The 18,061-nt window shown below is 69.7% G+C and carries 17 protein-coding genes; 6 read left to right on the top strand and 11 right to left on the bottom strand.

The window, feature by feature from the left end:
- The first annotated feature begins 130 nt into the window (after positions 1–130).
- Positions 131–3,445, top strand: coding sequence for a hypothetical protein (locus tag ASF34_RS02620; RefSeq protein ID WP_082494043.1), 3,315 nt, complete (start codon positions 131–133; stop codon positions 3,443–3,445).
- 29 nt (positions 3,446–3,474) lie between these two features.
- On the opposite strand, the gene ASF34_RS02625 is transcribed toward ASF34_RS02620, so the two are convergent.
- On the bottom strand, positions 3,475–4,578 hold the full coding sequence (locus ASF34_RS02625) for an alkene reductase (RefSeq protein WP_056158322.1): 1,104 nt from the start codon (positions 4,576–4,578) through the stop codon (positions 3,475–3,477).
- 430 nt (positions 4,579–5,008) lie between these two features.
- On the bottom strand, positions 5,009–5,893 hold the full coding sequence (locus ASF34_RS02630) for an HpcH/HpaI aldolase/citrate lyase family protein (protein WP_018042588.1): 885 nt from the start codon (positions 5,891–5,893) through the stop codon (positions 5,009–5,011).
- A gap of 214 nt (positions 5,894–6,107) precedes the next feature.
- Here ASF34_RS02630 and ASF34_RS02635 point away from each other — a divergent pair, with 214 nt between their 5' ends.
- Positions 6,108–6,452 (top strand): DUF167 family protein, encoded by a 345-nt coding sequence (locus ASF34_RS02635; protein WP_056158325.1) that lies wholly within the window; start codon positions 6,108–6,110, stop codon positions 6,450–6,452.
- A gap of 2 nt (positions 6,453–6,454) precedes the next feature.
- Here the strand turns inward: ASF34_RS02635 and ASF34_RS02640 are convergent, their stop codons facing one another.
- From ASF34_RS02640 to ASF34_RS02660, 5 genes are read right to left on the bottom strand one after another with little or no spacing between them, the layout of a single operon-like run.
- On the bottom strand, positions 6,455–6,826 hold the full coding sequence (locus ASF34_RS02640; RefSeq protein ID WP_056158327.1) for a tRNA-binding protein: 372 nt from the start codon (positions 6,824–6,826) through the stop codon (positions 6,455–6,457).
- 16 nt (positions 6,827–6,842) lie between these two features.
- A complete protein-coding gene (locus ASF34_RS02645) occupies positions 6,843–7,670 on the bottom strand; it encodes an FTR1 family iron permease (RefSeq protein WP_056158330.1) in 828 nt (275 codons plus the stop codon).
- 43 nt (positions 7,671–7,713) lie between these two features.
- Complete coding sequence (locus tag ASF34_RS02650; protein ID WP_056158335.1) at positions 7,714–9,114, bottom strand: 4Fe-4S binding protein; 1,401 nt, start codon at positions 9,112–9,114, stop codon at positions 7,714–7,716.
- 4 nt (positions 9,115–9,118) lie between these two features.
- Positions 9,119–9,454, bottom strand: a complete 336-nt coding sequence (locus ASF34_RS02655) for a cupredoxin domain-containing protein (protein ID WP_018042583.1) — start codon at positions 9,452–9,454, stop codon at positions 9,119–9,121.
- An 8-nt stretch (positions 9,455–9,462) separates the two neighbouring features.
- Positions 9,463–10,026 (bottom strand): iron transporter, encoded by a 564-nt coding sequence (locus ASF34_RS02660; protein WP_056158337.1) that lies wholly within the window; start codon positions 10,024–10,026, stop codon positions 9,463–9,465.
- A gap of 269 nt (positions 10,027–10,295) precedes the next feature.
- On the opposite strand from ASF34_RS02660, the gene ASF34_RS02665 reads away from it, so the two are divergent.
- Positions 10,296–11,312: a DUF2336 domain-containing protein gene (locus tag ASF34_RS02665; RefSeq protein WP_056158339.1), complete on the top strand. Its 1,017-nt coding sequence runs from the start codon at positions 10,296–10,298 to the stop codon at positions 11,310–11,312.
- A 94-nt stretch (positions 11,313–11,406) separates the two neighbouring features.
- Entirely contained in the window at positions 11,407–11,766 is a 360-nt protein-coding gene (locus ASF34_RS02670) for a hypothetical protein (RefSeq protein WP_018042580.1), read from the top strand.
- A 30-nt stretch (positions 11,767–11,796) separates the two neighbouring features.
- Here the strand turns inward: ASF34_RS02670 and ASF34_RS02675 are convergent, their stop codons facing one another.
- The 3 genes from ASF34_RS02675 to ASF34_RS02685 form a co-directional block, all read right to left on the bottom strand.
- Positions 11,797–12,978 carry a glycosyltransferase gene (locus ASF34_RS02675; RefSeq protein WP_056158927.1) on the bottom strand — a complete coding sequence of 394 codons (1,182 nt, stop codon included), beginning with the start codon at positions 12,976–12,978 and terminating at the stop codon, positions 11,797–11,799.
- Between the two features lie 144 nt (positions 12,979–13,122).
- Entirely contained in the window at positions 13,123–14,490 is a 1,368-nt protein-coding gene (locus ASF34_RS02680) for an MATE family efflux transporter (protein ID WP_056158342.1), read from the bottom strand.
- Positions 14,481–14,966 carry a gamma-butyrobetaine hydroxylase-like domain-containing protein gene (locus tag ASF34_RS02685; protein ID WP_056158345.1) on the bottom strand — a complete coding sequence of 162 codons (486 nt, stop codon included), beginning with the start codon at positions 14,964–14,966 and terminating at the stop codon, positions 14,481–14,483. Before ASF34_RS02685 ends, ASF34_RS02680 begins: the two co-directional genes overlap by 10 nt.
- 174 nt (positions 14,967–15,140) lie before the next feature.
- Between ASF34_RS02685 and moaA the strand changes: the two genes are divergently transcribed.
- Together moaA and ASF34_RS02695 are read left to right on the top strand one after the other, a co-directional pair.
- Positions 15,141–16,175, top strand: a complete 1,035-nt coding sequence (gene moaA / locus ASF34_RS02690; protein WP_056158350.1) for a GTP 3',8-cyclase MoaA — start codon at positions 15,141–15,143, stop codon at positions 16,173–16,175.
- A gap of 77 nt (positions 16,176–16,252) precedes the next feature.
- On the top strand, positions 16,253–17,119 hold the full coding sequence (locus tag ASF34_RS02695) for an NAD(P)-dependent oxidoreductase (protein WP_056158931.1): 867 nt from the start codon (positions 16,253–16,255) through the stop codon (positions 17,117–17,119).
- Here ASF34_RS02695 and miaA read toward each other — a convergent pair.
- Complete coding sequence (miaA, locus tag ASF34_RS02700; RefSeq protein ID WP_056158352.1) at positions 17,097–18,050, bottom strand: tRNA (adenosine(37)-N6)-dimethylallyltransferase MiaA; 954 nt, start codon at positions 18,048–18,050, stop codon at positions 17,097–17,099. The genes ASF34_RS02695 and miaA overlap by 23 nt on opposite strands.
- Between the last annotated feature and the right edge of the window lie 11 nt (positions 18,051–18,061).

Genomic DNA, 18,061 nt, shown 5'->3' on the forward strand with positions numbered 1-18,061 from the left:
CCTCGACAGTGGAGACTCGCCGGCGGTGTAGCGTGTCGCGGGAATCGGTTTCGGATTCTCCGGGCAATCCGGTGTGGCGTGACCTTCGATGGGAATGGGGGCCGAAATCGCGAGACGACGGCGCCGGCTCATGGCGGGCTTCGTCGCGACCTCGATCCTCGGCGGGACGCTGGTCTCGGGCAGCGAGGCCGAGGCGGCACGCCTCCTCACCCTGAAGGCGAACCAGGTCGGGCGCTACGCCCGGATCGCCATGACGTTCGATTCGGCGGTTCCGGTGAAGGCTCGGATCTCCGGCCTCGTCCTGCTGGTGAATTTCGGTGAGCCCAGCACCTCGGCGCCCGAGAAGATCGCGGGCGAGATCCCCGATTTCGTCACCATGGTCCGGCGGGACCCCGACGGGACCGGCCTGCGCATCGCCCTGCAGAAGCCGTATCGCCTCAACGTCCAGACGGCGGGCGAACACGTCTTCGTGGACCTGCTGCCCGAAGACTGGTCCGGGCTCCCCCCTCCGCTGCCGCCTGAGATCGTGGCCGAACTCGTCCGCCGGGCACAGATCGCGGAAGCCGCCATGCGCGCGGCCAAGCCCGTTATCGAGCCCAAGCGCCTGCCCCTCGAACTCTCGCGCCTGCCGACCCTGACCCGGCTCAGCCTGCGGCTCGCACCGGAGACGACCGCGCGGTTCGACGAGGCCGGATTGGCGACGCGGCTGACGATTCCCGGTCCCTGGCGCATCGACGACCTCGCGCCCCGTGGGCGCACGAAGCCCGCCATTGAGGCCTTGAGCGTCGAGAACGACGGTGACGGCGGCCGCCTGCTGGTGACGCCCGCCGCCGGCTACGAGATCCGGACCGGACGGGACGAGGACGGCGTGACGCTGGACGTCTTCCGCAAGGCCGCGCCCCCGGATGCCAAAGCTTCGGATATCAAGCCATCCGCGGCGGACGCGAAGGTCGCGGCGGGGGACGCATCGTCCAAACCCGCGACGGCGCCGGTGAGCGCCGCGCAGGCCAGACCGGCCGGCATCCCGGCGCCCACTCTCCCGCAGAAGACCGTCGTCCTGCGCCCGGCCGGACCCGGCCTCGCCTTCCCGTTCCAGCGCCAACCGGCGGCGGCCCTGTTCGAGCGGGCCGGCATCGCCACCCTGGTGTTCGAGACGCCCGAGACGGTCGCCGTCCCCCCCGGAGATCCGGTCTTCGATCTCGTCAGTCAGCCCCGGCGGCAGGGTGCCTTCGTCTCCCTGAGCTTCAAGGTTCCCCGCGAGCGGCTCCTCGATCTCGTCCCCATCGGCGATGCGGATGCGCCCACCGGCTGGGAACTCGTCGCCGGTGAGAACCTGTCGGCGAGCGAAACGCTGTCCACGATCCGCAACACGGAAGCGAGCGGCCGCATCGGCATCGGCATCCGCCTGCCCCACCCCGGCGGGGCGACCTGGATCGAGCGGGGCGGCGAGCGGATCGGCGTGGTGACCGGCTATGGCCCGAAGCCCGCCGGCATCCCCAAGCGGCAGGCCTTCGTGGATTTCGAGCTGCTGCCGAGCCGCCAGGGCGTGGCCGTCCTCGCCAAGGCCGACGATCTCCTCGTGCGGCCGGACATGGACGGCGTCGTGATCGCCCGCGAAGGCGGCATGGCGGTCTCCGGGGTCGCGCGCCCGGCCGAACCGGCCCTCACCGCCGTGAGCGACCTCGCCATCGAGCGCCAGCCCTGGGACGCGGCGCGGAGCGGCAATATCGGCGAGAACCTGCGGGAGCAGTTGAACGCCGTGGTCGACGCGCCGCGCCCGGCGCGCGGGCCGCTGAGGCTGGCCCTGGCGCGGAGCATGCTCGCCAACGGGCTCGGCCTGGAAGCCCTCGGCGTCCTTCAGGTGGCGGCCAGCGAAGATCCGGTGATGGCCGGACAGCGCGAACTCGCCATCCTCACCGCCGTAGCGAACGCGCAGATGGCCCGTTACGCCGATGCGCGGAAGGCCCTCGACTCCGAATACCTGCGGGCCGACCCGGAGGCGCGGCTGTGGAAGGGCTATCTCGATGCCAAGGCGGGGCGCTGGCCCATCGCCGATACGGCGTTCCGGGACACGGCGGGCATCATCGAGCGCTATCCCGACGACCTGCAGAGCCTGCTTCGCTCGGTTGCGGCGGAGGCCGCCATCGAGACCGGCGACTGGACCACCGCGAGCCAGCAGATCACCACCGCGCAGGCGCGCGCGTCCGACCGCTCGGTCTCGGACCGCCTGGCTTTCCTGCGTGCGCGGATCGACGAGGTGACGGGCCAGACGAGCGCGGCGCTCGATACCTATCAGCGATTGTCCGACACGGCGGACCGGCCGACCGCCGCCGTGGCGACCCTGCGCGGCACCGTCCTCGCCCATGCCCTCGGCAAGATGCCGGTGGCCGAGGCCATCGAACGGCTGGAAACGCTTCTTCTCACCTGGCATGGCGACGAGATCGAGCAGAGGACGATCGCAGGGCTCTCCAAGCTGAACATGGAAGCCGGGCGCTGGCGCCAGGCTTTCGCCGCCTCGCGCAAGGCGGATGCGCTGGCGTCCGGATCGGCGATCAGCCGCGAGCTCCACGACAGTGCCCAGGACCTGTTCGACGACCTCTTCCTCACCGAGAAGGGGGCACGGATGTCCGGCGTGGAGGCGCTGGCGCTGTATTTCGATTTCAAGGACTTCGCGCCGATCGGCCGGCGCGGCGACGAGATCGTGCGCCGCCTCGCCGACAAGCTGGTGGAACTCGACCTGCTCGATTCGGCGGGTGAACTGCTGCAGCATCAGGTCGATCACCGTCTCACCGGCCCGGCCCGCGCCAGCGTCGCCGCGCGGCTGGCGACCATCCGGATGATGGACGAGAAGCCGCTCCAGGCGCTCCAGGTCATCGACGCCACCTATCAGCCCGAATTGCCCGAGGATCTGCGCCGTGCCCGCGCGCTCATCCGGGCGCGCGCCCTGTCCGACCTGTCGCGCACCGATCTCGCCCTGGAGACCATCGAGGCGGAGACCGGCGCCGACGTGGAGCGGCTGCGCGCGGACATTCTCTGGAGCGGCCGACGCTGGCGCGAGGCGGGCGAGGCGCACGAGGCCATGGTCGGCGAGGCCTGGCGCCTGCGCAAACCCCTCGACGATGCCATGCGCGCCGACATCATCCGCTCGGCCATCGCCTACGGCCTGTCGAACGAGTCCCTCGGGCTGGAGCGCCTGAGGGCGAAGTTCGCCGAGCCCATGGCCGAGAGCGCCGACGCCCGCACCTTCGCCCTGCTCACCCAGCCGAACGCGGTGCGGAGCCAGGCTTTCCGCGAGATCGCGCAGCGGGCCACCAAGGCGGAGACCCTCCAGGCTTTCCTGAAGGAATATCGCAAGCGCTACCCGGAGATGTCGGTGCCACAACCGGCCAATGCCGGTGGCGAGCAGGCCGAGGCGCAGGGCGGCGAGCCCTCACCGAAGGGCTGAGGCCCGCCTCTCCACGCCGGGATGAGGCGTCAGCGCCGGAACGCGACGGGGCCGATCATGCCCGGCCAGTCGGAATAGCCGTTGGCGCCCCCGCCATACCAATACGCCTTCGGAGCCTCGGCGAGCGGTGCGCCGGTGCGGAGCCGCTCCACGAGATCGGGATTGGCGATATAGGGCCGGCCGAAGCTGAACAGGTCCGCCCTCCCCTCGGCGAGGTCCTTCTCGGCGAGTTCGAGCGTGTACTGGTTGTTGCCGATATAGGCGCCCCGGAAACGCTCGCGGATCTGGCCGAAATCCACCTCGTCCGGTACGTCGCGGGTCTGCTGGGTCACGCCCTCGATCGTGTGGACGTAGAGCAGGTCGAATGCGTTCAGGGCATCGATATAGGCGCCGAAGGTCGCCTTCGGATCGCTGTCCAGCGCCGTCTTGCCCGGCTCCGTGGTGGCGGGCGACAGGCGGATGCCGACGCGCTTGCCGCCCCAGACCTCGGTCACCGCCTTCACCACGGCGAGGGGGAAGCGCAGGCGGTTCTCGATGGACCCGCCATACTGGTCGGTCCGCTTGTTGGTGGAATCGCGCACGAACTGTTCGAGCAGGTAATTGTTGGCCGAATGGATCTCGACACCGTCGAACCCGGCGCGCTTCGCATTCTCGGCGGCCTTGCGATAATCCTCGACGATGCCCGGGATCTCGTCCGTCTCCAGCGCACGGGGCGTCTCATGCGGCTTCATGCCGGATTTGGTGAAGGCCATGCCTTCGGGCTTCAGGGCCGAGGGCGCCACCGGCGACTGGCCGTTCGGCTGCACGTCGGGATGCGAGATGCGGCCCGTATGCCAGAGCTGCAGGAAGATGCGGCCCTCGTTGGCGTGAACCGCCGCGGTGACGGGCTTCCATCCCTCCACCTGCGCATCGGTCCAGATGCCCGGCGTCAGCGCGTAGCCGACCGCCTGGGGCGAGATGTTGGTCGCCTCCGAGATGATCAGGCCGGCATTGGCGCGCTGGGCATAGTAATCGACCGCGAAATCCGGGGGGATGCCCTCGTCGGAGGACCGGCTCCGGGTCAGCGGCGCCATGACGACGCGGTTCTTGAGGGTGAGGTCGCCGAGGGTGAAGGGTTCGAGGATCGGGCTCATGAGGCGCGTGCTGTCCTAAACGGGGTGAGACAGGCCCCCGACCGGGAGGCCTCGCGTTCACCCGTTCACGCGACCGAGCCGTCCCGCTTTCATGAGGGAGGCGGGACGGGGCTGGTTGGGATGAAGCGCTATGGACGGGCAATCCCGCCGCCCGATCCGTTGTTCCCGCACCCCTCCCCGATTGCACGGGGTGCGCATTCCCTCGCCCCGCTTGCGGGGAGAGGGACGCGACGACCCTGTCGTCGGCGCGTCGAGGCGGTAGCCGACGGTGAGGCGGCGATGTCGGATGAGACACCATCGGAACCGCCCCCTCACCGTCGCTCCGGCTTCGCCTCCGCTCATCGCGGACACGGCGAGGTGTCCGCGATCCTCTCCCCGCTTGCGGGGAGAGGGGGGCTCTCTCCGCCGTTCATGGAGGAGACGACCTGCCTCAGTATCCCCTGGCGGCGATGGAATCCGACCAGTTCACCGCGCGGCGGGCCATGCTGATATGCTGGCGCTCGTACATGCGGCCCTCGACCTTGATGGCGCCGCGCCTGGCGTTCTCCGGCTTGTCGAAGGCCTCGATCACCAGGGTGGCGCGGCGCACCTCTTCCTCGGTCGGGGCGAAGGAGGTGTTGGCCGGCTCGAGCTGGTTGGGATGGATCAGCGTCTTGCCGTCGAAGCCGAGGTCGCGCGCCTGGCGGCACTCGGTGCGGCACCCCTCGATGTCGCCGATGTCGTTCCACACGCCGTCGAGGATGGTGAGGCCCTCGGCGCGGGCGGCGGCCAGGGTGAACATCATCCAGGGCAGCATCGGCACCCGGCCGGGCACGAGCTGCGCCCAGGTGTCCTTGGCGAGATCGTTGGTGCCAAGGACGAAGCAGGTGAGCCGGGTGCGCCGGTCGCGCCGGGCCTTGGCGATGTCCTGGATGTTGAGGATCGCCGCCGGGGTCTCGATCATGGCCCAGACGTCGATGCTCTCGGGCGCGTCGAGGGCTTCGAGATGGTTGGCGATGCTCTCCAGCACCGCGGGCGAGGACACTTTCGGCATCAGGATGGCGTCGGGACGCGCTTCGATGGCCGCCTTCAGGTCCGCTTCGCCCCAGGGGGTCTGCGGAGCGTTGACGCGGATCACGAGCTCGCGGTCGCCGTAGCCGCCGCCCTTCACCGCCGCGCAGACCTGCTCGCGGGCCAGCACCTTCTCGTCCGGGCCCACCGCGTCCTCGAGGTCCAGGATCAGGGCATCGGCCTGCAGGGTCTTCGCCTTGTCGAGGGCTCTCTGGTTCGAGCCGGGCATGTAGAGGACGCTGCGGCGCAGGCGGAGATCGGACATGAACGCATTCCAGTGACGATGCGGTGGAGCTTAATGCAACACGGCTGCCGGGACAGCCCTGCGGATATAAAATGCGTGTCGATGATCCGCGTTTGACCGGCGCGGGCGTAGCCTTTGCAGCGAAATGCCGATCACACCGCATCGCCGCGAGGGCCTTGGGAAAATTCACCGGGTTCGCGGGAAACCGGCCCGGACCATGCACGGACAGGGAACCATGCTGCCAACGACCGAAACCCGTCCGTACACGGCGACGCAGGAGGGCGTCCGGCTCGCCGTGCGCCTGACGCCGCGCGCGAGCCGGACCGGCCTCGACGGTCTCGTGGAGGGCGCCGACGGGCGCGTCTGGGTCCAGATGCGGGTCGCCGCACCTCCGGTGGAGGGGGCGGCCAACACGGCGCTGATCGCCGCCCTCGCCGAGGCCCTGGACCTGCGCCGGTCCGACATCCGCATCGTCACCGGGGATACGGCGCGACAGAAGATCCTGGCGTTCGACGGCGACCCCGCATCGCTCGTCTCACGCCTCGACGCCTGGATCGCCGGCGCGGCCAAACGTCGGTGAGATCAGAACAGGCGGCTTCCGTCCGGCACGGCGTGGTCGGGGCGGAACAGCACGACGGCGCCGTTCGTGTCGGCGAAGCCCAGGGTCAGGACCTCCGAGAGGAACTTGCCGATCTGGCGCGGGGGGAAGTTCACCACCGCGGCGACCTGCCGGCCGACCAGATCCTCCGGCCGGTAATGTTCGGTGATCTGGGCGCTGGAGCGCTTGGCGCCGATGGCCGGACCGAAATCGATGACGAGCTTGAGGGCCGGCTTGCGCGCTTCGGGAAACGGCTCGGCGGAGACCACCGTGCCGATCCGGATATCCACGGCCAGGAATTGGTCGAAGCCTATCGGGGCCGCCGCCGGAGCCGCCGAATCGTGGTTCACATGCATGGTCCGCCTCCCCGGTTCACGCCGTCCGCAGGGTCCGCCGCCTCTTGTCGGCCGACGACCATTGCATGAGCGCGACCATCACCAGGATCGTGCCCAGATAGACGATGACCTGCAGCCCCGTCGGGCGGTCGGTATAGCCGACGAGGGCATGGAGCACGCGGCCGACCATGCTGCCCTCGGACAGGATGTTGGCGGTGTTCCAGAGCGGCCGGTCGAGCACGGTGATGAGCCCGGCATTGGTGAGGAACTGCGCCGCCTGCGCGGCGAGGCCGGCGGCGAGGAAGATGATGAGCGCGCTGGTGACCGAGAAGACGTAGCGGGTCGGGATCGCCGCCAGGCCGAAGTAGCTCACCGCCGAGATCAGGATGCCGGCGCCGACCCCGGCCAGCGCCCCGATCTGCAGGTCGGGGCCGGACGTGCCCGAGGCGACGAGGCCGTAGAGGAAGAGGACGAGCTCCGCGCCCTCGCGCAGGATCGCCGCGCCGACGACGAAGGCTAGGGCGGCGGATGTGGTCTCGCCCCGGCGCACGGATTCTCCGGCGGCCTTGAGTTCACCCGCGAGCTCGCGCCCGTGGCGGCTCATCCAGGTGTTGTGCCAGATCAGCATGAGGACGGCGGTGGCGAGGACGGCCGCGTTGAGGATGTCCTGCCCCGCGCCCTCGAACGCGTCGGAGATCGCTTCGGCGAAGAGCGCCACGAGGCAGGCGCCGGCAAGCCCGCCGACCACGCCGAGGCCGATCCAGCGGCCGCGCCCGGCGATGCCGCGCGTCGCCGCCAGCACGATGCCGATGATGAGGCCGGCCTCGATGACCTCGCGGAAGGCGATGACGAATGCTCCGATCATGCGGAGATGTCCTTCGATGTCGCGGGTGGGCTGTGTGAGCGCCCTACCAGATCCAGAACAGAAGCACCCAGCCGGAGACCGACAGGGTGGCGGCGGCGGCGATGCAGGCGGTGGCACCCGCCCGGCGCCATCCGCCGGTGGTGAGCCCCGCCACCTGCCAGGCGAGCCACGCGCTCCACAGGCTCGCGCCGATGAGCAGCCCGGCCCGCATCTCGGCGACGTAGGGAAGCGAGAGCCCCTCCCCGCGCAGGAAGGTGACGGTGAGGGCCGAGAGGCCGAGGAAGACGCCGCATCCCGCGATGGGGATCAGCGTCTGCGTCAGGTGGTGGAAGCGCGATGCCGACCAGGGGCCGAGGCAGCGTGTGGCAAGGGCCACGAGGGTGGAGAGGCCTACCCCGAGGATGACCGTCGCGGCGCCGATATAGGCCAGCAGCAGGCCGCCATCGAGGAGCGTCATGACGTCGTTGTGCTCGGGGTAGTTGGTGAGCACGAACCACGGCAGGGTGGTCTCCAGAGGCCAGACCATCCCGTGTTCGATGAACCAGGTGGCGAGCCATTGCTTGGCGTCGATGAACCAGGGGCTCGACGACCATTGGAAGGCGCCGGCCGCGAGACCCATCATGCCGAACAGGATCAGGACCGTCTGTTCGAGGCTCGGCTCGGAGCCGGCCACATGGACGATCTCGTAAGCGGGGGAGCGCCGGGCGAGGCGGACCGCGCCGCGATAGCCGCTGCAGCGCCCGCACATATGGCAGGAGCCGGCCCCGCGCATGGTCTTCACCGGCACCAGGGGCGCGCAGTTGAAGGCGGTGCCCTGCGGCTTGTCGGAGGCGGCCCAGGCGGGGCGGTCCACCTGGAAGCTCACCGGCGCGAGCTTGGCCAGGACCGCGAAGACACCGTTCACGGGGCAGAGATAGCGGCACCAGACGCGCTTGTTGCGGCCATAGACAAGGCCCACCGCAATCGCCGCAACCGTCGAGCCGCCCAGAACGGCGAGTACCGGCTTCGGATAGCCATAGACGCTGACCATCTGGCCGTAGACGGTGGTGCCGGCGAACGCGATGAAGGGCCAGCCGCCCCAGGTGATCCAGCGCGGCACCGCGCGGCCGAGGCTCCAGCGGCTGGCGAATTCCGTGAGCGTGCCCTCGGGACACAGGACCCCGCACCAGGCCCGGCCGACGAGGACCATGCTCACGAGGACGAAGGGCCACCAGATGCCCCAGAACGCGAATTGCGCGAGGACCGTCAGGTTGTTCCAGAGATGGGCGGTGCGGTCCGGCAGGGGCAGGAAGGCCGGCACGGCCACGAGGACGAGATAGACCGCCACCACCGCCCATTGCACGCTGCGGATGATCCCGCCGTGGCGCTGGAGCCAATGGCCGAGTTCCGCGAGGCGCTGGTCGATCCAGGCTTCACGCAGGTCCGTCGAGACGCTCGCCGCCATCGGGCTACTTCGCCACCAGCTTGGCTTTGGCTTCCGGATGGAAATCGTCGAACACGTCGTAGGTGCCGGGGTCGAGGGTGCGGAACACGATGGCCGAGGTCGAGCCGGCGGCCAGGGCCTTCTCGCGCTTCAGCTCCATGCTCTCGAACTCCACCGGCGAAGCGCCGGTATTGCTGATCTCCAGCTTGAAGCGGGTATTGGCCGGCACCTCGATGATCTCGGGGATGATCACGCCATCCTTCATCTCGACCTTGATCACCGGCATGTCGTTGGCCGACGCAAAGCCGATGCCGGTCGCCATGACGGCGCAGGCGAGTGCGAGGCTGCGGACGTGCTGCATCACGGGGCTCAATACGCCCCCTTCTTGCCGGTGCCGGCGAAGGTGAAGTCTTGGATCAGGTCGAACGGCTTGAACCATTCGGCGACGCCCGTCTCCTTGTCCACGTGGCGGCCGAAATGCTGGTTCTTGCCGGGAGGGGCCACCGTGAGCTTGAGCCGGTAGCGGCCGGGGCCGCTCAGCTTGACGTTGTCGCCGTAATGCGGGCCGTCATTGGCGACCATCGGCATCAGCGAGCCGCTCACCTTCGGGCCCGTGGCGGCCTCGCCCTCCAGCTTCGTCAGTTCGAAGCTCACGTCGAGGGAGGGGAGCCAATCGCCCTCGGCGAAGCCGTTGCGATTGTCCTTGGCCGCGCGGATATCGGCTTCGAGGTGGATGTCGGATTGCGCGGCGGCGCGCATCATGTCCGGCGGGGCCATCTCGATCGGCTGAAGATAGACCGCCGTCACTTCCAGCCCGTCCTTCAGCATGGGAGGGCCGATCGGCGTCTCCTTGGCCGAGGCGAAGCCGGTGCCCAGGGCCGCGAAGGCCAGCAGGGAGGCGGAAATCAGGGCGGAGTGAGTGATCTTGCGCATCGTCTCTAGCGCGTAAACCAGCGCTCAGCCGATGCAAAGGTGCTTCTTTGCCGAATCGATATATCAGAACAATTCCAATGTGTTGCGCCCGCCCTTGGAACGATGGCCGGAGGGCGGTCCGACGGCCTCTATGCCGCACCGCCCTCCCGAACGGCCACCGGGCCGCAGGCCGAGCCGGCCGGACGAACCGCCCGTTAACGGTGGCGCCACCAGTATCGTCGTCCCGTGGTCCTGCTGGCACGCAAGGTCGGGCGGAGACATCAGCGCCCATGGCGACCGCACTCGTAGCCCTCGTTCAGCAACTCGACCGCACCATGGCGGGTGCTTCGACGGAGCGCCGCGAGTCGATCCTGCACGATCTGACGTCACTATTCGCCGAATACGCGCCGCGTCTCGGCGCCGACCACGTCCGCGCCTTCGACATGGTGATGTTGCATCTGGCCCGGTCGATGGAGGAGGCCGCCAGAAGCGACCTGTCGCGCCGCATCGCCCCGATCGCGAACGCGCCGCCGCGCCTGATTCGCGACCTCGCCTTCGATCCCGCCGCCGCCGTGTCCGTTCCGACCCTCGAAGCGGCGACGCTGCTGACGCTCGACGATCTGACCGCGATCGCGCGGGTCTGCGGCCAGCCCCAGCTCCTGGCCCTGACGCGTCGGAAGACCCTCATCGAGCTCCTCACCGACATCATCGTCGAGCGGAGCGACGCCGCTGTATCGCGTGCGGTGGCGGGCAATCCCGGCGCGCGATTCTCCCTCGACGGCTACAGGGAGCTCGTCGGCCGCAGCCTGTCCGATCCGGAACTCGCCGCGCGGCTTCGCGACCGCGACGACGTACCCGACATCCTGGCGCAGGAAGGTGCCCTGTGGGACGGCATCGCCCCGCCCTCCCCGGACGATCCGGCCCGCGCCATCTTCGCGGCCGAGGTGTTCGTGGGCGCCCAGTTCCGCCAGGGCGAGATCACCGAAACCGTCATCGTCGGCTGGCTCGATTCGGGCCGCGAGACGGAAGCGCTCGTGGCGCTCGCCCGCCTCGCTGGGGTTCCCAGCGCCATGGCCATCGAGGCCTATCACGCGCCCTCCTACGAGCCGCTGCTCTACCTCCTCCGCTCGGTGCGCTTCGGCTGGAAGATCCTGAAGCTGTTCATGGCCTCGAAATCGGATCGGGAGACGCCGCCCGAAGTGATGCGGGGGATGACGGAGGCGTTCCAAGCCCTCTCCGTCACCACGGCGCAGCGCGTCGTACGGATGAACGCGGCCCGACGGCAGATCGACGCCGACCATGACTGACCGCCTCGCAGGCGCTTGGCCGCACGGAACCGGTGCCGCGCCGAACGGGCGGCGAGCCCTCACCTGTCTGACGACGTTGTAAGAAGTCGCTCTCATGCCTCAGCTTCGCAAGGACATCAGGACCAGTTTCGAGCATGCCCGGCGGAAGGTCGAGGCCTATGCCTCGGGCAGCGAGGACTTGTCCGGCGAATTGCGTCGCTGGACGGATTCTACCCTTCGGTTCATCGAGCCCGAGGCCACGATCCGAACTCTTCACCGCATCGTCCTGGAAAGGGCAGACGATCTCGCCGGTCTGATGGCGGAGCGGCCCCGGCCCCGCGACTCGTCCATCGCCACGGCCAAGAGCCACCTGACGGCCGCGTTCGAGGATCTGGAGGATGCCATCCTGAAACACGGCATCCTCACGCCGGCGGGCGAAAAGGTCGGCCTTGGAATCGCCGGCAGGCCGATCTGAGCGCTTCGCTTCCGGCCGAGTCTCGGAGCGTCAGCGTGAGACGGGATCGCCCGCCATGGCCTTGGCCTCTGGCAGCAGGGGCGATGCGGGAGCGGGGGATTGCAGGCGGCTCCGCAGGGCCGCGCCTGTGCGCAGCACGACGAGGACGAGGGACGCCACGCGGATATGGCGGGGCAACTGCTTCGGACCGAGGGGGCGGTAGACCAATTTGGGGCTGACGCGCTCGATCTCGGCCACGGCGAGGCCGACGAGGGGCTGCTGGGCGATCCGGCGCGCCTCCGCCGCCGGGATCGCCAGTCTGCGCGACCAGGCCCGCGTGGTCGCCAGGCGCCCCGTGGCGTGGAGGCGCCGCAGGCGACGGCGCCACAGGTACCGGTAGAGCGCCCGCGGCACCGCTTCCATGCGGGCGTCGCAGAGACTGTCGGGGATTTCACAGCGTGCCCGGATCGTATCGGCCACGCCGCCCGGCGCCCGGCCGACCAGACGCCCCGACACGGTGACGACCACGTCCTTGGCGTGCCGGACCCGGAGCCCGTGCTGGAGCAGGGCCGCCACGAAGGCGCCGTCCTCGCCGAGCGGGATCATCGGCATGCCGCCCACCAGCCGGTAGGCCGAGAGCCGGACGGAGAGCGTGGCGCCGATCGTCGTGCGGTGGCAGGGCCAGGGATCGTGCGGATCGTGGTCGATCCGCGCTTCCAGCTCCGTCAGGAGATCGCTGTAGGCGTCCTCGAGCTTGCCGCGCGCGCGAAGGGATTTGGGCAGGGCCGCCCATTCGGCCTCGTCGATCTGGATGCGCCCGGCCACCGCGTCGGCGCCGGCATCCAGAGCCGCGAGGTTGCGGGCCACCCAATCCGTGGGGACGCGGCTGTCGGCGTCCGAGGTCAGGATGGTGCCGGCCGTGCCGTCGGGGCCGATCCATTCGGCGGCGGCATCCATGGCGGCGCGCCGCGCCCAGCCGGCATGGGCGCCCTCGAAGGTGACGCAGCGGACGCGGACGGGAATCGACATCGCCTGCGCGAGCTCCGCCACGATCCGGTCCGTGCCGTCGGTGCAGTTGTTGAGGAACAGGTACAGGCCGAGGCTGCCCGGCCGCACGCCGTCCTGCGCGTCGATGGCGCGAAGGCACGCCTCGATCCGCTCGGCCTCGTTGCGGACCGGGATGGCGATGACGGTGTCGGGGGCCGCCGAGGGAAAGCGGGGCGACGTGTCGATCCCGGGGGCGACGTCGGCGAGGGTCGAGTAGGGCACGGGGGACTCCGATGGGGCGGCGCGGGCCAAGCCCGCTTCCGTTTCCCGGCAGGTGAGAGGGCCGGACCTTATCCATCGAAGCTGAACGGCAGCCGTCCGGTGCGACGATCAGGCGCCCGACGGTTTCGCGAAGGTCCGCCGTGCCAGGCCCGGATAGGCCAGGGCCTGGCTGGCACCGCGCGCGGCCAGCAGCGTCAGGAAGGCGAGCCAGAGGCCCATATTGCCGAAGCCGCCCGCATGGGCGAGGCCGATGGCGACGGCGTAGATGCCGGTGGCCGCGATCATCAGGTTGCGCATCGCCCGCGTCCAGGTCGAGCCGATATAGATCCCGTCATAGGCGAAGGGCACCGAGGCCACGAGGGGCGCGAGGGCGGCGGGGACGAGATAGGCGCGCGCCGTCTCGCGCACCTCCGGGCTCGTGGTCACGGTATCGATGAAGGCCGCCCCGAAGGCCAGGAACAGCGCCGCCACCGCGAGGCCGAAGGCGACGCACCAGACCAGGCTGAGCCGCGCCGCCCGGCGGAACCCGGCCTCGTCGCGGGCGCCCACCGCCTGCCCGCACAGGGTTTCGGCCGCCGTGGCGAACCCGTCGAGGAAGAAGCCGCCGATGAGGAAGAGATTCCACAGCACCGCATTGGCCGCCAGGACCACGTCGCCCGAGCGCGCGCCGAGGGCCGAGAACAGGGCGATGGCGCCGACGAGGAGCAGGGTCCGGATCATCACGTCGGCATTGACGCTGAGCATGCGCGCCAATGCCAAGGGATCGCGAACGACGCGGAACGGCACCGAGAACGGCCGCGACCCGAGCCGGGCCAGGAGAAGGAGACCGAGGGCGGTCCCGGTGGCCTCGGCCAGGAGGGTGGCGATGCCGGCGCCCGCGACGCTGAGATCGGCCCACAGCACGAGGACGAGCGTGAGCGCGATGTTGACGAGGTTGATGGCCACCTGCAGCAGGAGGCCGAGATCCGTCCGCCCGCGCCCGAGCACCGAGCCGAGGATGGCGTAGTTCGCCAGGGTGAAGGGGGCCGCGAAGATGCGGATGTGGAAATAGGTGGCGAGCCCCGCGATCACCGCCGGGCTGGCGCCGCTGAGCGCGAAGGCCCCGGCGGCGATCGGCCCTTGAGCCGCCGTGATGACGAGGCCGACGAGGAGGCCCGCCGCCAGGGAGCGCGCGAGGATACGGTCGACCTCCCCGGCATCGCGCGCGCCCACCGCCTGCGCGGTGAGCCCCGCCGTCGCCATGCGCAGCGAGCCGAACGACCAGAACACCGCATCGAAGATCACTGCCCCGAGCGCCATGGCACCGAGAAGCGCGGGATCGCCCAGCCGCCCGATCACCGCCGCCCCGACGAAGCCGAGGAGCGGGGTGGTGACGTTGGCCAGCGTCATCGGCAGGGCCAGCGCCAGGATGCGGCGGCTGGTGGCGGGTGTCGGTGTCGCGATACCGTGCGGGTCCGCGGTGGCGGTCAGTGACATCCGCACCCGCTGCCGCAGCTTCCCTCGCCCTTCGGTGGCTCACCCTTGGGGCCGGCGGCCGGACGACGGGCGGCGTCGCGCACGAGCCCGCGCTCTTCGAGTTCGGACAGGTACGTCGCCCACCGGTTCCGGTATTCCCGGCCGAGGTCGTAGAGATAGCCCCAGCCGAACAGCCCGGTATCGTGCATGTCGTCGAAGGTCAGCTTCACCGCGTAGTTGCCCACCGGCTCCACCGAGAGGATCGCCACGTCGCGCTTGCCGCCGATGACCTTGCGCTCGGACGGCGAGTGGCCCTGCACCTCGGCCGAGGGGCTGGACACGCGCAGGTACTCGGCGGGCAGGGCGAACTTGCCGCCATCCTCGAAGGACACGTTGAGCGTGCGCTTGTCGCCGGACAAACGGATCTCGGTGGGCCACCGCTCCGGCGGAGCGACCTGCCGGCCGGTGGAGTGGGGATCGGCGTGATGCTGGCTCATGCGAGAAATCTCATGCCCGAAAGCGGGTGGGATGCAATATATGTGTAGAGCGCAGGGGGCATGCGTCCGAGTATGCTTGCCCTATCCGCCGTCGCGCCTCATATGCCGGACATGCTAGGTTCACCGCGCGACCACGCTCCGGACGTCCCCCCAGGCCAGAATCCCGAGTCCCCCATGGGTGTTGCCTTCGCCGAACGCGTCGCATCGAAGGCACCCGCGCCTTTGATAGACCCCTTCCAGCGCGCGATCACCTACCTTCGCATCTCCGTGACGGATCGCTGCGACCTGCGTTGCGTCTACTGCATGTCGGACGACATGCAGTTCCTGCCCAAGCGCGACCTACTCACCCTCGAGGAGCTGGACCGGCTCTGCGGCGTGTTCATCGACCGGGGCGTTCGCAAGCTGCGGATCACGGGCGGTGAGCCGCTGCTGCGCCGTGACATCATGCATCTCTTCCGGCGGCTGTCCCGCCATCTCGGCTCCGGCGCTCTCGAAGAGCTGACGATGACGACGAACGGGACGCAGCTCGGTCGCTTCGCCCCGGAGCTCGCCGAGCTCGGCGTCAAACGCGTGAACGTGTCCCTCGATACCCTCGACCCCGACAAGTTCCGCGCGGTCACCCGGCGCGGCGACCTCAAGGTAGTGCTCGACGGGATCGAGAAGGCGCGCAAGGCCGGGATCAAGGTCAAGATCAACGCCGTGGCGCTGAAGGGCGTCAACGAGGACGAGATCGCCGACATGATCGCCTGGGCGCATGGCGACGGCATGGACATGACCCTCATCGAGGTCATGCCCCTCGGCGAGGTCGAGGGCGACCGTACCGATCAGTTCCTGCCCCTCTCCGTCGCCCGCGCCCGTCTCGAGCAGCGCTACACCATGGTGCCCCTGCCCGACCGGACAGGCGGACCGGCGCGCTACGTGCGCATCGCGGAGACCGGCGGGCGGCTCGGCTTCATCACGCCGCTGACCCATAATTTCTGCGAGAGCTGCAACCGGGTCCGTCTCACTTGCACCGGCAAGCTCTACATGTGCCTCGGCCAGGAAGATGCGGCCGACCTGCGCCACGCCCTGCGCGCCTCGCCGGACGACGCCCTCGTCACGCAAGCCGTCACCGATGCCATCGCGCGCAAGCCCAAGGGCCACGACTTCGTCATCGAGCGCGCCCGTCCGGCCGCCGTGCCGCGCCACATGAGCGTCACCGGCGGCTGAGGCTTCCCCGAACGTTTGACCCCTTGGACCATCGTATCTAGACCCGCCTCCAACGAAATGACGGATGGAGACGGATGATGGCGAAGGTCGCGTTCCTGGGCCTCGGCGTGATGGGCGGCCCGATGGCGGGGCACCTCGCCAAAAAAGGCCATTCCGTCACCGTCTACAATCGGACGACGGCCAAGGCGGAAGCCTGGGTGAAGGCCAATGGGGGCGCCTTCGCGGCGACGCCCCGCGAGGCGGCGGCGGGGCAGGAGATCGTCTTCGCCTGCGTCGGCAACGACGACGACCTGCGCGGCGTGACGCTGGGTGAGGACGGCGCCTTCGCCGGAATGGAGATGGGCGCGATCTTCGTCGATCACACCACGGCCTCGGCCGAGGTGGCGCGCGAACTGTCCCAAGCCGCGTCCGAACTCGGCCTCGGCTTCATCGACGCTCCGGTGTCCGGCGGACAGGCCGGTGCCGAGAACGCGGCGCTGACCGTGATGTGCGGCGGGGACGAGGCCAGCTACGCCAAGGTCGAGCCCGCGATCCTCAGCTTCGCCAAGGCCTCGCGCCTGATGGGACCGGCGGGCTCCGGCCAGCTCACCAAGATGGTCAACCAGATCTGCATCGCCGGCATCGTCCAGGGCTTGTCCGAGGCGATCCACTTCGCCAAGCGCGCCGAGCTCGACGTGGATGCGGTGCTCGACGTGATCTCGAAGGGCGCGGCCGGTTCCTGGCAGATGGAGAATCGCGGCCGGACCATGAATGCCGAGAAATTCGATTTCGGCTTCGCCGTCGACTGGATGCGCAAGGATCTCGGCATCCTGCTGCTCGAAGCCCGGCGCAACGGCGCCAAGCTCCCCGTCACCGCCCTCGTCGACCAGTTCTATGCCGACGTGCAGGCCATGGGCGGCAACCGCTGGGACACGTCGAGCCTCATCGCCCGCCTGGAGAAATGAGGCTCGTCGCCACGGCGAGGGCCGCGTCGGGATCGGTCCAGGCCCAGTCCTCGCCCATTTGGTGGCGGAACCAGGTGAATTGCCGCTTGGCGTAGCGCCGCGTATCGCCCTGGCCGCGCTGGATCGCCTCGGCGAGGGTGATCGTCCCGTCGAGATGGGCGATGAGGCCCGGCACGCCATGCGCCCGCATGATCGGCAGGAGCGGATCGAGGCGGCGCTGCCTCAGCGCGGCGACCTCGTCGAGGGCGCCCGCCTCGATCATCGCCACGAAACGTCGGTCGATCCGGGCGCGCAGGGTCTCGCGTTCGGGGGCGAGGAACAGCTTGACCAGGCGTTTGCCCGCCAGCGGCCCGGCGACGCGCTCGCCGTGAAACGCCGAGATCGGCCGCCCGGTGGCGGCGAAGATTTCGAACGCCCGCATGATCCGGGCGCGGTCGGTGGGCCGCAGGGTCGCCGCTCCGGCGGGGTCGACCGCCGCGAAGTCGGCATGGAGCTCTTCGGTGGCCCGGTCCTCGGCCCGCGCGCGAAGGGCGGTTCGGATCGCCTCCGGGACCGGAGGCAGGTCGGACAAACCCTCTTCCAGGGCACGAAAATACAGGCCGGTGCCACCGACGAAGATCGGAAGTCGGCCGTTCAGATCGACGAGAAGGCGCGCGGCATCGCGGGCGAAGTGCCCGGCCGAGTAATTCACCGCGCCATCCACCTCGCCGTAGAGCCGGTGAGGCGCCAGCGCCTCCTCTTCGACGCTCGGCCGCGCCGACAACCGCCGCAGGTCGGCATAGACCTGCATGGAATCGGTGTTGATGACCACGCCGTCGTGACGGCGCGCGAGTTCCGTCGCGAGGCCGGACTTGCCCGAGGCGGTGGGCCCTGCGATGAGGATCGCCGCCGGGGGCGCCTGTCTGTGTGATCCGTCCGTGACCGGCGGCAAGGCGTGGACAC

The organism is Methylobacterium sp. Leaf106 (genome assembly GCF_001422895.1).
In the GTDB taxonomy this organism is placed as follows: Bacteria; Pseudomonadota; Alphaproteobacteria; order Rhizobiales; family Beijerinckiaceae; genus Methylobacterium; species Methylobacterium bullatum.

Coding starts and splice junctions, on each gene's coding strand:
- ASF34_RS02625 (WP_056158322.1), bottom strand. CDS start 4,578: ATGAGCCCGATCCTCGAACCCTTCACCCTCGGCGACCTCACCCTCAAG.
- ASF34_RS02620 (WP_082494043.1), top strand. CDS start 131: ATGGCGGGCTTCGTCGCGACCTCGATCCTCGGCGGGACGCTGGTCTCG.
- ASF34_RS02695 (WP_056158931.1), top strand. CDS start 16,253: ATGGCGAAGGTCGCGTTCCTGGGCCTCGGCGTGATGGGCGGCCCGATG.
- moaA (WP_056158350.1), top strand. CDS start 15,141: ATGGGTGTTGCCTTCGCCGAACGCGTCGCATCGAAGGCACCCGCGCCT.
- ASF34_RS02645 (WP_056158330.1), bottom strand. CDS start 7,670: ATGATCGGAGCATTCGTCATCGCCTTCCGCGAGGTCATCGAGGCCGGC.
- ASF34_RS02655 (WP_018042583.1), bottom strand. CDS start 9,454: ATGCAGCACGTCCGCAGCCTCGCACTCGCCTGCGCCGTCATGGCGACC.
- ASF34_RS02635 (WP_056158325.1), top strand. CDS start 6,108: ATGCTGCCAACGACCGAAACCCGTCCGTACACGGCGACGCAGGAGGGC.
- ASF34_RS02665 (WP_056158339.1), top strand. CDS start 10,296: ATGGCGACCGCACTCGTAGCCCTCGTTCAGCAACTCGACCGCACCATG.
- ASF34_RS02660 (WP_056158337.1), bottom strand. CDS start 10,026: ATGCGCAAGATCACTCACTCCGCCCTGATTTCCGCCTCCCTGCTGGCC.
- ASF34_RS02670 (WP_018042580.1), top strand. CDS start 11,407: ATGCCTCAGCTTCGCAAGGACATCAGGACCAGTTTCGAGCATGCCCGG.
- ASF34_RS02640 (WP_056158327.1), bottom strand. CDS start 6,826: ATGCATGTGAACCACGATTCGGCGGCTCCGGCGGCGGCCCCGATAGGC.
- ASF34_RS02685 (WP_056158345.1), bottom strand. CDS start 14,966: ATGAGCCAGCATCACGCCGATCCCCACTCCACCGGCCGGCAGGTCGCT.
- ASF34_RS02630 (WP_018042588.1), bottom strand. CDS start 5,893: ATGTCCGATCTCCGCCTGCGCCGCAGCGTCCTCTACATGCCCGGCTCG.
- ASF34_RS02680 (WP_056158342.1), bottom strand. CDS start 14,490: ATGTCACTGACCGCCACCGCGGACCCGCACGGTATCGCGACACCGACA.
- ASF34_RS02650 (WP_056158335.1), bottom strand. CDS start 9,114: ATGGCGGCGAGCGTCTCGACGGACCTGCGTGAAGCCTGGATCGACCAG.